At 39.5% G+C, this 13,395-nt stretch carries 15 protein-coding genes; all 15 read right to left on the reverse strand.

The window, feature by feature from the left end:
- Positions 1–164: 164 nt before the first annotated feature.
- Positions 165–1,094: a hypothetical protein gene (locus COV43_00610; GenBank protein ID PIR26631.1), complete on the reverse strand. Its 930-nt coding sequence runs from the start codon at positions 1,092–1,094 to the stop codon at positions 165–167.
- Complete coding sequence (locus COV43_00615) at positions 1,091–2,020, reverse strand: hypothetical protein (GenBank protein PIR26632.1); 930 nt, start codon at positions 2,018–2,020, stop codon at positions 1,091–1,093. The genes COV43_00610 and COV43_00615 overlap by 4 nt, the downstream gene beginning before the upstream one ends.
- A 16-nt stretch (positions 2,021–2,036) precedes the next feature.
- Positions 2,037–2,492, reverse strand: coding sequence for a dTDP-4-dehydrorhamnose 3,5-epimerase (locus COV43_00620; protein PIR26633.1), 456 nt, complete (start codon positions 2,490–2,492; stop codon positions 2,037–2,039).
- Positions 2,465–3,577 (reverse strand): CDP-glucose 4,6-dehydratase, encoded by a 1,113-nt coding sequence (gene rfbG / locus COV43_00625; protein PIR26634.1) that lies wholly within the window; start codon positions 3,575–3,577, stop codon positions 2,465–2,467. The genes COV43_00620 and rfbG overlap by 28 nt, the downstream gene beginning before the upstream one ends.
- A gap of 4 nt (positions 3,578–3,581) precedes the next feature.
- A complete protein-coding gene (gene rfbF / locus COV43_00630; protein PIR26635.1) occupies positions 3,582–4,352 on the reverse strand; it encodes a glucose-1-phosphate cytidylyltransferase in 771 nt (256 codons plus the stop codon).
- The gene (locus COV43_00635; protein ID PIR26636.1) at positions 4,349–6,208 is read right to left on the reverse strand and encodes a hypothetical protein; all 1,860 of its coding nucleotides are present in this window, start codon (positions 6,206–6,208) and stop codon (positions 4,349–4,351) included. The genes rfbF and COV43_00635 overlap by 4 nt, the downstream gene beginning before the upstream one ends.
- Positions 6,205–6,963: a methyltransferase gene (locus tag COV43_00640; protein PIR26637.1), complete on the reverse strand. Its 759-nt coding sequence runs from the start codon at positions 6,961–6,963 to the stop codon at positions 6,205–6,207. Before COV43_00640 ends, COV43_00635 begins: the two co-directional genes overlap by 4 nt.
- 35 nt (positions 6,964–6,998) lie before the next feature.
- Complete coding sequence (locus COV43_00645; GenBank protein ID PIR26638.1) at positions 6,999–7,769, reverse strand: 3-deoxy-manno-octulosonate cytidylyltransferase; 771 nt, start codon at positions 7,767–7,769, stop codon at positions 6,999–7,001.
- Positions 7,766–8,872, reverse strand: coding sequence for a dehydrogenase (locus COV43_00650; GenBank protein ID PIR26639.1), 1,107 nt, complete (start codon positions 8,870–8,872; stop codon positions 7,766–7,768). The genes COV43_00645 and COV43_00650 overlap by 4 nt, the downstream gene beginning before the upstream one ends.
- Positions 8,869–9,960 carry a histidinol-phosphate/aromatic aminotransferase and cobyric acid decarboxylase gene (locus COV43_00655; protein PIR26640.1) on the reverse strand — a complete coding sequence of 364 codons (1,092 nt, stop codon included), beginning with the start codon at positions 9,958–9,960 and terminating at the stop codon, positions 8,869–8,871. Before COV43_00655 ends, COV43_00650 begins: the two co-directional genes overlap by 4 nt.
- Positions 9,944–10,306, reverse strand: a complete 363-nt coding sequence (locus COV43_00660) for a hypothetical protein (protein ID PIR26641.1) — start codon at positions 10,304–10,306, stop codon at positions 9,944–9,946. The genes COV43_00655 and COV43_00660 overlap by 17 nt, the downstream gene beginning before the upstream one ends.
- Positions 10,303–11,385 carry a 3-dehydroquinate synthase gene (locus COV43_00665; GenBank protein PIR26642.1) on the reverse strand — a complete coding sequence of 361 codons (1,083 nt, stop codon included), beginning with the start codon at positions 11,383–11,385 and terminating at the stop codon, positions 10,303–10,305. The genes COV43_00660 and COV43_00665 overlap by 4 nt, the downstream gene beginning before the upstream one ends.
- A complete protein-coding gene (locus COV43_00670) occupies positions 11,363–12,112 on the reverse strand; it encodes an SDR family oxidoreductase (GenBank protein PIR26749.1) in 750 nt (249 codons plus the stop codon). The genes COV43_00665 and COV43_00670 overlap by 23 nt, the downstream gene beginning before the upstream one ends.
- A gap of 4 nt (positions 12,113–12,116) precedes the next feature.
- Positions 12,117–13,028, reverse strand: a complete 912-nt coding sequence (locus COV43_00675) for a hydroxyacid dehydrogenase (GenBank protein PIR26643.1) — start codon at positions 13,026–13,028, stop codon at positions 12,117–12,119.
- Positions 13,029–13,030: 2 nt separating this feature from the next.
- Positions 13,031–13,395: sugar isomerase (locus COV43_00680; protein PIR26644.1), on the reverse strand; the 365-nt coding region annotated here is incomplete at its 5' end.

Below are 13,395 nucleotides of genomic sequence, written 5' to 3' on the forward strand. Positions count from 1 at the left end.
GAAAGAGGAAATCTGTTTTTGATATTTTTATTTTTTTACAAATAATAAAAAGATAGGCTAGAAACCCAGAAAAGGCTGTATAATAGTGGAACAATGACAACCATATTACTGTTACGATCAAAAAAAACCTCTTACTCTCACTGCTCTGGTATTTGCAGAAAAAATTATGCGAGCTCAATTTTTCGTCTATATAAATAGCGAGCTATAGCACTTGAAAATGGAAGAAAACAAAAAAACAAAAGCACCCATGACTGCCAATGATTGAACTTCGTCTGCAGCAATGTCCTGAAAGCTATACCACGATGACCATGAAAAAGTGCGAGAAACACTTTTGCTCTCATGTTTTTATTATTAAATTGGCAAATAGGTTTTGAATACTGTTGAGCAGAAAAAGTTTTTTCTGCAAGCTGCTTCTCCATCCAACGTTCTCTCTCTTCTGTAAAAGCTTCAAATCGCTGCCAGGTTTCGCTCTTTTCATGCACACGCCATTTCGCGAGAATATCCGGATGTAAAGCAAGTTTTGAAATAAGACTTAATCGCATTATAAGATCTAGATCTGCAATAGAACTAAAATCTGGGTCAAAAACCCTGGGCATTTTTTGAGCAATTGACTTTCGAAAAACAAGAGTGACCAAGATAAAATAATAATCAATCAAAAGTTTCTCAAACACCCAACCTGTTGGTGGTTGTTTATGAGCATAACGAGACTTTTCAGTTTTTTCATTGAAAAAGAGCGCATTGCTGCCAACAACCCCAACTTCTGGATCATCAAACAGAGGAAGTTGTTTTTCAAGTTTTCTGGGTAACCAAACATCATCAACATCCAGTATAGCAATAAACTCTCCACTAAGATGTTTCCAGGCATTAGCGCGTCCACCACCTAAATCGGTATGTACTGGGGCATAAAAATATTTGAATCGAGGATCTTTGTAGCTTTTAAATATTTCAGCACTTTTATCAGTTGATTGATTATCCCAAAAAATAATCTCCCAATTCTGATATGTTTGAGCCAACACACTTTCAACAGCTTCTCTTAGATAGGCTTCACCGTTGTAGCAATTCATGAGAATGCTCACGAGCGGTATTTGCTTCATAAATTCCCTTTCACCCACTTAATAGTTTTTTCTAAGCCTTGATCTAATGAAATTTTTGGTTTCCACTTTAAAAGTGTACGAGCCTTAGAAATATCTGCGTATAACTCCATATTTTCACCCGGCCTATAAGCAATCTCACCAAATCGTGGTTCACCCTTTCCAATTAACTGCTGCACCGTCTCAATAACTTGGCGAATGGAGACTGGCTTTCCACTGGAAATATTCATCACTTCACCTCTGGCAGATTGGCAATTGAAAGTGGCAAAAACCGCGTCAACAACATCTTGCACAAAGCAAAAATCACGCAACTGTTCACCTCTTGAAGTTGGAAAAGATTGGTTTTTCAAGCAAGCATTGATGATTTGAGGTAAAAATCGGTGCAAATCTTGGCCGGGGCCATAGGTGAGAAAAAGACGTAATGTAGTCCCAGGAAAACTTTCAGTACGATAAAGCATCTGTAAAAAATGCGCTGCCGCAGTTTTTCCTAAAGAATAAGGAGAAATTGGAGCTTCACGCTGAGTTTCCACTTGCGGCGCTGGCGCATTTCCACATTCATCACTACTTCCAATATTAATGAAAGCCTTTAAGGCATCGCGATTCAAGTTTTCTACTAAATTGAGCACTCCTTCGAAATGAACAGTAAATACATTTCGGCCACCATGAAAAAATAATGCATGATCAATATATCCACCGCAGTTTATTACATATTCAAAAGATTTATTTTGCAAGGCTGCCTTAAGCGAATGACTATCAGTAATATTTGCAACTACGTGTTGGACAGGTGAAGAAGCCTCTCCATGAGAAATGGATGACGAAATATCAAGACTCGTCACTTCCCATCCAAGTTGGAGCGCATGGTTTACAATGTGGTGACCGATAAAACCATTTCCACCAACAACCAACAATCGTGTTGAGTTTTTCATCATGAACTATTTAACTTTCTTATTTAACCCATTGGTAAGGTATGCTGGAATCATTTAAAGGACGCACTTCACTCTCCACTGGATCATGCGGAAGATCAGCGCAATTCACGATAAGTGCAGGCGTTGCGCTGATGCAGCTGAATCCGTACCAAAGACCACATGAAATCTCAAGCCGGAAATAAGCATCAGGTCGACCAAGTTCGATCACCTGCATTTGTCCACATGTCAATGAAGTTTCACGCTCGTCATAAATAACAACACGAATTCTTCCAATGGGAACTGCTAAATTTTGAGTTTGCGAACGATGTCGTTTCCAAGCTTTGATGTTTCCCGGAAAAATCTCTGAAAAATAACATTCGCCAAAACCTTTAAATCCCAATGCATCAGCTCGAAGCATATGAAGCACTGCTCCACGTTCATCATTGATCTGACGTAGCTCTGTAAGAGTTACCCCTTCGATGTGTGTCTGGCCCATATTCGTTTTCTTTCTACAGCTATTTGTTCATAATGATCAATTTGTTTAAGCGTGAGTTCGTACATATCAACTTTTTCACCGTAAAAAGCTTTGTACCAATCACTTACAAATTGGACCGTTTCCATATATTCAAGATTTGATTCCCATTTCAGATGAAAAAGTGCTTTGTCACAATTGAGTTTAAGCAGTCCCGCTTCATGAAACGGAATGTCGTCGGCAACCTGATAAGCTTCATGGGAATTCATAAATCCACATTGCTGATGCAATGCTTCTAACAATTCAACAACCGTTCGATTTTGCTCAGCACGAGGCCCAAAATTAAAGGCTTCGCCATGAAACTGAGACTGTATCTTCAAAGCCTGACCAAGAACCAGATATCCACTTAAGGGTTCTAAAACGTGTTGCCAAGGACGTGTAGCATTTGGACTGCGGATTTCAACGCTACGTTTTTCATTCCATGCACGCATGCAGTCAACGACAATACGATCCTTCGCCCAATCACCACCACCAATCACATTACCGGCACGACCAACCGCCAAACGAACTGGATGATCTTTTTGAAAAAACGAATGGAAATATGATTTGATAACTAACTCAGCAGCACCTTTAGAACCACTGTAAATATCTTTGCCTCCAAGTCCATCTGTTTCACGATACCCCCAACCCCACTCCACGTTGTTGTAACATTTATCACTGGTAATCAGTACAGCAACACAAGGATGTCCGAAATTGCGAAGGGCTTCCAAAATGTTCATTGTTCCAACAACGTTTGTACTCATAGTTTCTACTGGATCCGTATAGGATGTGGAAACAATAGCTTGCGCAGCGAGATGAAATACAAAATCTGGTTTCACTTCATAAACCACTTCACGTAAAGTATTTAAATCGCGAACATCTGCTTGTATATGAGTCATGCGATTGTTTAGATTAAGTTCTTCAATCATCGCTGGCTGCGTCGGCACATCTTTTGACAAACCGGTCACTTCAGCACCAAGCTTAAGCAACCAAGTACTAAGCCAAGAACCTTTGAAACCTGTATGTCCAGTGATGAGAACACGTTTACCCTGATAAACATTTGCAAACATCTGATTAACCTTTCAACCATGGAGCACAAGAACTCTCCCATGCTGTTTGAAGAGCCTCACGATCACGTACGGTATCCATGCATTGCCAATAACCTGAATGTTCATAAGCCATGAGCTGCCCATCTCTCACTAGATTTTCAAGGGGAGACTGCTCTAAAATTGTAGTGTCATTTTCCAGATAATCAAAAATGGCGGGCTCAAAAATAAAGAATCCACCATTGATCCATCCCTCGCCCGATTGTGGCTTTTCTTTAAAATTAAGAACTTTTCCATCACCAATATGCATACCACCAAAGCGAGCCGATGGCCGCACTGCGGTAACTGTTGCCAGCCTTCCATGTTCACGATGAAACGAAAGAAGCTTATTGAGATTCACATCTGAAAGACCATCTCCATAAGTGAGCATAAAGGTTCCATTTGTTTGCAAATGTGGCTTCAAGCGCAAAAGGCGCCCACCCGTCATTGTACGAGCTCCAGTATCAATGAGTGATACTTTCCAATCCTCCGCTGTCGGATTAGAATAATCAATTTGTCCATTTTTTAACTGCACTGTTAAATCGCTGAGACGAGCATGATAATTTAGAAAATAATCTTTAATTATCTCTCCTTTATATCCCAAAGCTAAAGTAAAATCATTGAATCCACATCGTTCATACATTTTCATGATATGCCAAAGTATCGGACGTCCTCCAATTTCAACCATTGGTTTAGGTTTAACCTGAGTTTCTTCAGAAAGACGCGTCCCAAGCCCACCACAAAGAATAACTGTTTTCATACATCAACTCCTTCAGTCGAGCTCGTAGAAGATAACAATTGTTTCCAACGAGGTAACTCGGCATCTAAAAAAAAGAATTCATTACGTTCATTTTTTCTACTTGTTACTTCATGTGATACAGTCAATGCATTGATGAGTTCACCTGATGTCTTCACAAAACTTACTCCAGCGTAACCTCGCAAGGGGCTTAAATTAAGACTGCCCTTTGCAAAACTGATGATAACGTGCAAACCCGCAAGGTAAGCATCAACCGAGGCAGATGTGCTGTTTGCCGCAATAGCAACACTGTATTGGTCTAAAATCTTGTCTAGCGCTTCAGTTGTTTCATCAATTTTCAGCTTGGGATAATCAGCAAGATTGATTACATAACCTGGATGTGATTTAAGAGTAAACCTATAATTTTCAGGAAGAAATTGCGCAACTTCTTCTAAAAGTTTTAGCAAATCATGCATTGCCTCTGGAAGCATATCACCCAGTATAAGAATTTTTATACTTGAAGAATTTGCAACAGTTTTTTGAGAAATACGTGAAAGATTGAGATAACGTAATGCTTCGACATCAACAACTTGTTCAATAGGACAATTTCCTTCAATAAAAGCTTTTTGAGCTGCATTGCCATTAACGGCTAAACGATTTGGTAATAATTTTGAACAACCTTGTTGAGACGATGAAAAACGTGGATCATCGAAGTAGTATAAATGCCAGAAAGGAACTGTGGCATGTTGAACAGCGATAATTTCACCATGATTGTAATGCCGCCATGCACGAAGCAAAGCTTGCTCCCAACCTTGATTCTCGTAGAGATAAAAACCAACTTTTTGAAAAGGCATTTCTTTAAAAGCTGCATCGAAAAGTGCTACCCATAAACAATTATTCATTGCAACTTGGCCACGAAGTGAACTGCACCAATCATGACGTATTATCGGCCAAAACCAGATTGTAGATTGATTTTTTTTTAAATGCCAAGAAACTCTATTAAGCCAGCACCAGTTTTTCAATATATTACAGACAACTTTCCATGACAGGTAAGTTTCAATAAACGAGTGATTAGCTTGATTATTTGGATTAGAGTTGAAGAGATCGAGCCAAGTAAGACCTTTTCTTACATTTGGTACTACAGGACTAAACAAAAAATGATGCATCCAATTTGTGTTCTTTCCATTATCAGAAAAAAAATGGCTTAACACACCCCATTGCCGAGAATAAAATTTTCCTTCTGCACAAGATTCAGGATCTAAGTGAATGAAATACGAGCAGAGAAAAAAAGTGTTTTCTCCTGCAAACCAATGCTGTCTTTGCAATCGCCGAAGAGGCCACTTTAGTACAAGAAAACGAGCAAGACTAATCAAACCCTGTATTGAATGTGGTAAACCTCGATAGATTTCTCGCAAAGACCATTTTTTTTTCAGCTCTTTGCTACGCTGCCAAACAAAATTGATATGAAGATTGTAACATAATTGCTGTATAGATTTGGCAAGGTCTCGATCAGGGCTATGAAAAACAAGTTCAGCAGGTTTTCTTTTAAGTAAAATTTCTTCCAAAGCTAATAAACGCAAACAATCATAAATACGTGGCGACTTAAAAGGGCTTTTTTCTGCCAGTGAAGTCATCCACCAAAAACTAAAACCATCGCCAACATCAAGATGATCTATGATTCGTTTTCCACCTATTTTTGTTTCACCCAGATCATGAATAAATGCCAGATAGTTAGATCGAAGACGCTTAGCATGTGTTTCTACATAGCATGGGACAGAAAAAATTTTATTTTTCTCAATATAACTTTGCCAATTCATCACCTCTCTGCTTGTTGAAGGAGGATCGTTTTTATAATCCCAAAGAAGAAGAGAAAAAGTCATTGTGGCGCAAATCCAATCACTTTTTGAATTTCGGGGGGAAGATCAAAGTGATAACGTTCTTCACTATCATCGTCGTCTTTTCTTTTTTGAAGTGATAAAGCAACAAAGCAAAGTTTCTCATAAGGTGTCACTGCTGTAGCAGACGGCGTTCCCCAGTAACCATAGGCATTCATTTGGAGAGGAGCAAATTTTCTCAGCTCTTCAAATATTTTTTTTGCATTCAGCACAACATAGGCTGCACACTCACCTTCTAAGATATTATCATAGTTAATGTACTGATAAGATTTCTTGAAATCACAACATCCTTCCTTGTCAGTAAGGCGAAAAGTAGCAACCATATGACCTCCAGAAAGAACATGTTTCCAGGCGGTCGTTAACATATCAGAAAATTGAATATTCCAATCGACACAACTAAGTGAAAAAACAACATCAAAAAGTTTGTTGTGAAGTGCTTCTTGGCTGACACTTAATACATCCCCACAAAGAATGCGAGCATTAGGGTTCACACTACTTGCTGCATGAGCCGCCTCTGCATTGATTTCCACTCCCGTATAGTTTTTTACTCCAAACTGTTCCAAAAGTGCCAAACCCAAACCACCACAACCACAGCCAATATCGAGAACACTAGCATCACTATCAAGCTTTAGCTGTTTGATGATAACACGCTCTGACTCATAAAATTGATCCCATGCAATACGGTGGCGTGAAAAATATTGAGCAAGCTGAGGAGTCTGATAAGCAATGTTATTTTTCATAACTGTAGCCTTTTTCTAAACTGAAAAGGAAAACCTTACTTGTACAAGTCCCAGTAGTCATCTGATTTCATGTGCTTTTCAACAAGCTCAACATCTTCAGGACTATCTACTGAAAATGATTTTATGTGTGGATAAGGCGCAATGTATTGCCGAAACGGCATATCAAGAATTCGGTTGCTATCACAGGATTCAAGTTTTTCGAGACGCGTTTCCGCATGATCGGTAAAGAGTTTGAGGTATTTCCAGCGAAATGCAAAAATTCCATAAATTCGTCGTGCCATAAGCTCTGGAGAAAAAGCTCCCTTATAATAAGGCACGGGTGAGCGAGAGGTGTAGAGAACTTCCCCCTCATCATTATGAATGATCTTAACCGTATCTGGATTGCGCCATATCTTTTCTTCAACTATATCCATTGCCAAAACAGTACAAGGAACCTGAGCATTATTTAAAAGAGGAGCAATGGTAGCACTTATCATATCCGGCCGCATCATGGGTTCATCGCCTTGAACATTAAGGATAATATCATCGTCAGAAATATCTTTTCCCAATAATGTAACTGCCTCAGCAATGCGATCAAGAGCTCGAGTATGGTGTGATCCAGTCATAACAACAGGGATATTTTTTTCCTTTGCGAAAGCTTCAATTTCATAATCGCAAGTGGCCAACACAAGTTGATCCCAACCCTCATACATTCTGGCACGAAGATAGACGTGTTCAAGCATAGGCTTGCCAAGGATTGAAACAAGAGGTTTTCCTGGGAATCGTGATGCTGCCATACGCGCTGGAATAATGCCTATTATTTTCATTTTTCACCTTCAGTGCTTGTGCGATAAAGGTTTGCTAACTCATCATCCTCTTGACCAAGGCGTGAACTATCACCTGAAGAAGAAACATCGACCCAATTTTGAGTCTCATCTGAAAGATAAAAAGAATTTAAAAGCTGAATAGTCGAAAATGTATCTTCATAAGTTACAGAAAACGTTTTATCTTTCTGATAAAAATCAACAATCTCTTCATATATTTTCACATGACCATTGCCGTATACATTTCCAGAAAAATCTTCCGAATTCTTAACACAGGCGGATGGATCTGGTGTGTAAATTTGAAGTTCATTGACAGCAATTCCACCAATTTGGGCCAAGCCATTTTCACACACTAAAGAGAGGCTGGCTTCATAATCAATTGGACGGGCAGCTGTGGTAATTTCAAGCGAACCAACGGCTCCATTTTTAAATTCAATGGCCGCAATGGCGGTATCTTCCACCTCAATATTTGCCCCCAAAGTTTTGTGGGTGCTGCAAACACGCTTAACCTCTCCGCCCATTTTCCTAAGAAGATCAATATGGTGAATACCTTGATTGGTTAAACATCCTCCATCCATAGCAAACGTTCCACGCCATGGCGCCAAATCATAATAGCGTTGTGGCCTACACCAACGAACACGCACCGCAACAGAACGCAATTTCCCAAGTTCTCCGTGAGCCAAACCTTCTAGAACACGCTTAACTGCTGAATTATGTCGATTTTGAAATACTGCAAAAACATGAACCCCAGCCGCTTTCGCTTTGGCATATACTTCTTTCACCTGTGACGGCTTCATGAAAGTTGGTTTTTCAACAATAATATTTTTTCGGTAACGTGAAATAATATCGAGAGCATGCTCATAGTGCATTCCCGATGGTGTAACTATTGCGACTGTATCTATTTGTGGGTTCTCGATAAGCATTTGGTGGTAATCGGTATAAGCCGTTGCGCCAAATTCTTTCTGATAGACCTGAGCTTTTTCAAGAACCAAATCACACACCGCAACCAATTCAACTCCTGCAGTTTGAATAATGGAACGACAGTGATGGCCGGAAATTCGCCCACATCCGATAATAGCTACTTTAAGTATATTATTATTTTTCATGATTTAATTCCTATCGCCTGTTGAATCAACTCAAGCACTTGATCCATGACCTTATATGGCCCAACGCTAAATCTACTATATTCGGCTAAACACGGATGATCAAAAGCTACGCGGTACAACACTTTATCTTTTAAAGCGGCATGAATCGCAAGCCCACGTTCCGCAAAAGCCACGTGCACAAAATTACCGCACGTTGGCAAAACTTTAAAATCCAATGCGCGTAAACTTTCAACAAAAAGGGTTTTTCCTTCGTTCATTCTTGCAACAGCCGCAAGCATCTCAGTTTTTTTATCGAGCATGCGCGACATGAATTCAACGGCAAGTGTACTAACTTCGTACATCGGGCGCATTTTGTGCAGTAGTGCAATTGTCTCCGGATGAGCTACGGCATAGCCAATTCGCAAACCCGCTACACCCCAAGCTTTGGCAAAAGTTCGTGCGACAATTAAGTTACGAGACTTCTCAACCCACGACACAGCAGAAGACTCATAAAAAGGATGATAAGCTTCATCAAGTAATAAAACCGTTCCAACAGCTTCGCACTCACTCAGAATTTCGCGTAAAATTTCTGGCGCTAAAACAGTTCCGGTCGGACTGTCTGGGTTAGGCAGACATAATAATTTAGGTTTTTGTTCGCGCAGTACTTTGAGAATTACCGCTGTATCTAAATACGGACCGGCATCAGTGCGTTCGTAGTTTATTTGGAAAACTTCCGCGCCAAACATTTGGCTGTAAACCGGATACATCGCAAAAGTAGGTGTGGTATGGATCACTGGGTCGCCATTTTCCACAAAGGCTTCGAAGCTCAAACGAATCGCGCCGTCACTTCCAGGAGTGAGCAACAAACATTCAGGACTGACTTCAAGCCAAGCTGCGAGCTTGCGGTAAAGCTCACAGGCTTCTGGGTAAATTGCCAAGGTGAGCGGAGAAATCTCTTGCAGCACTTCATGCGCTAATGCGTTAAGCTCTGGATCTAAATTTTCATTTTTATCAAGCCATATGCGATTCAAGTTTCTTGGAACCGACTGCAATGCGCTTGGCCGCTTCAATGCTGGATTTAAGAGAGATTTTCTAGGGCGTATACTCATGGGGAAGATCCTTTATATGCCACAAAATATTTTCATGATCTCTGAAGAAAAATACGGGTCCGGCTGGAGTTTCACGCACTGATTCTACCACAAGACCTAACTTATCAATAAACTCATGCGCATTCTTTCGTTTAACGCAAGGATTGCAAAAACCACTTTGGATCGCAGCTTCGCTATTTTTTTTCTTTTTGACTTCGATGTGAATCCCATCTGGAGAAGTAAACATTGAAGTTCCGGTCTGCGAAATAACTTCAGTTGCACCACCTTCAAAGAGGCAGGTCAAAAAAGTGCAGTACTTCAAGATATCATCAACATGAACTTCAACATGGTCAAACTGCGTTCTCATGAATTCCAAACTCCTTGGAAATATTCACGAACAACAGCCTGAAACTGTTCATTCATTTTCATTTGCTGTTTGATCAATTTTCCTGGTTTTTCAGCCAAAATACAAACCAAATCATTACCAAGATTTTTTTTATCTTTTGAAAGCGCTTGAAAATAATCATTCAAATTAATTCCCCGATAGTTATATGCTGGCATGTTTACTTTAAGTAATTGATGTAGCCTATCAAAGGTATCGCGAGTCATTACACCATAATTGCTTGAAATGTAATTCGCTAAATCCATACCAATGGTAACTGCTTGACCATGACGAATTTCATAATTTGAAACTGTTTCGAGAGCGTGTCCAAAAGTGTGTCCATAATTAAATTTGTTCCGCTCATCTTTGTCATACTCATCAATCTCCGCTACGCTTTTTTTGATGGAAAGACTTTCCTGAATGTAAGCCCGTAAAGTAGATCTGTTTGCAAGTATCTCATGATAATTTTCAATCAATTTTTCCATGAAACAACTTCCGGCATAGAGATAAAAATGCATCATTTCACCTATGCCAGATTGAATGTCTTTCTTTTCAAGAGTTTTAAGAAAGTTTACATCAATAAAAATATTCGAAGGTGGATAAAAATTCCCAATTAAATTTTTACATTTGCCCAGATTAATCGATGTCTTACTTCCAACACAACTATCTGCCTGCGCTAAAAGTGTTGTTGGAATAAATTGCCATTCAATCCCTCGATAAATAAGTGATGCAGCAAATGCAGTTATATCTTGAACAATACCACCGCCAATTGCCACAAGAGGGTTATTTTTTCTGATTTGTTTCTCTACTAAGCATTCTATAAGTTCTTTCACTTTATCGATGGATTTATTTTCTTCAGTTGGTTCAATCAGGATAATGCGCTTCTGCGGAATTTTTATAAATAACTCTGCATATAATTTACAGACATGTGAATCGATGACGAAAAAGGCATCTTTTTCACAAGCTTTATCAATATCAGAAACAACACTCTCGCGAAAAAAAACTGAATAGAGGCGCGTTGCAGATTGAACTGAAATAAAATCAGACACTAACATATCCTCCATCGATCAATAAATCTTGCCCTGTAATATAGGTGTTCAAATCACTCGACAAAAAAAGAACCGCTTTTGAAATCTCTTCGGGATTTGCAAAACGACCTAGGGGAACTACATTTGCAAGTTGCTCCATTTCTTCTTTGCTCAGAATATTTTTTGTAAGTTCTGTAAGCACAAAACCAGGTGATACTGTATTCACCAGCACATTATATGGAGCGAGATCTAATGCACTGGCAACCGTAAGACCACGTAGACCAAATTTAGAAACACTATAAAGTGACCTCCTTGCCCTACTCACAGTACCAAAAATGGACGAAATATTAACAATACGTCCATATCTTTTTTCTTTCATACTCTGACTTACTCGACGTGTGATTAAAAGTGGAGCTTGCAGATTTACCGAAAAGATATCGTTCCAGTCTTTGTTGCTAAACTCATCAATGGAATCTATTTTATTCATTCCCGCATTGTTAATGCAGACATCGATAGTATGATGATTGCAAAGGGTATCAATTAAATTTTCAACGACAGTGGCATTTCTAAAATCAGCAGCAAAATAGCAGCGGCGTAAGTTTTTTTGTTCAGCTTCCTTATTGAGTTGCAACACCTTATCTTCATTAGATCCTATTAAAAGAAGAGAAGCTCCACAACTTTCCATATCTTTGGCAATTTGCTCACCAATACCTTTTGTAGCTCCAGTTATCAGAATTGTCTTGCCGGAAAAATCAATTTTCATAGGTTCATCCATTTTGTAACACGCGTAACAAATTGCAAACCGCCTCATTCTCCATTTCGGCTCTGCATTCCTCTGTATAGGAACCAACATGTGGAGTCAGAATAACTTGAGGCAAATCTTGTAGAATCCCTTTATAAGGTTCTTGCCCAAAAGTATCCAACCATGCTCCAGCAATTTTTCCACTCTTAATTCCTTGTGCCAAAGCGCATTCTGAAATGATGCCGCCACGAGCAACATTGAGAAGGAAAATACTTTGCTTCATTTGGGAAATTTCTTTTTCCCCAAGAAGGCAAGCTTCTCCACTATTGTGAAATGTAACGATGTCAGCAAGAGGCAAAGCATCTTCCAGCGACATCACACATTCGTCTTTTAATGAAGCTGCTTCAATATTTGGATCAACGATAAGAAGTTTAACAGCAAATGGACGAAGAAGTTCAGCAACACGCCGTCCAATACGACCATACCCCACAATGAGTACTGTCTTTCCTTTCAACTGAGTGCCAATTTGCTTTTCCCATTTTCCCTCGTGCAACGAAGCATTCATTTGTGGGATCATGCGCAACATGCCAAGAAGTCCACCAAGGGTGAGCTCTGCAACTGCCTCTGTAGGGCCATTTGGTGTTGAGCAGACTTTAATTCCCAACTCTTCACACGATTCAAGATCCACATTTGAAAGACCAGAACCTACACGCGATATCACTTTTAATTTTGCGCTTTTTAGAACATCACGGTCAAAGGGCTCTAAGCCTGCAATGATCCCACAAACATCATCTTTCAATAATTCTTTAAGCTCTAACTTTGTCAATCTACGCTTATAGGGATTGTCAATGATGTTGTAGCCTGCGTCAGAAAGTTTTTGCAGCGGAGATTGATCAAGCTCTGCAAATGATGAAGGACCAATAAGTATACTAGACATAATTACAACTCTTTCGTTTTCAGTTTACATTGAAACCAGTGGGCCAAAACATGATTCATGATAAGATGTGCATCTTCAACAGGACCATATTCCCCTTTAGTTGTTGCTACGTGAACACCTACATCACAAAGAGTTTTTAATTTCCCACCATCAAAACCAAGGAACCCAATAACTCTACCTCCTTGAGCTTTCACCCACTCAGCCGCTTGAACAACATTTGGAGAATTACCACCAGCAGAAATAACCAAGAGTTTGTCTCCAGGTGTATAATGAATTTTCAGTTGACCCACAAAAAGATTTTCATAACCAACATCATTTGCAATGGCTGTCATCACAGAACAATTGTCTGTCAAAGCAAAAATTTTGA

It is taken from the genome of Deltaproteobacteria bacterium CG11_big_fil_rev_8_21_14_0_20_42_23 (assembly GCA_002796345.1).
Lineage (GTDB): Bacteria > UBA10199 > UBA10199 > 2-02-FULL-44-16 > 2-02-FULL-44-16 > 1-14-0-20-42-23.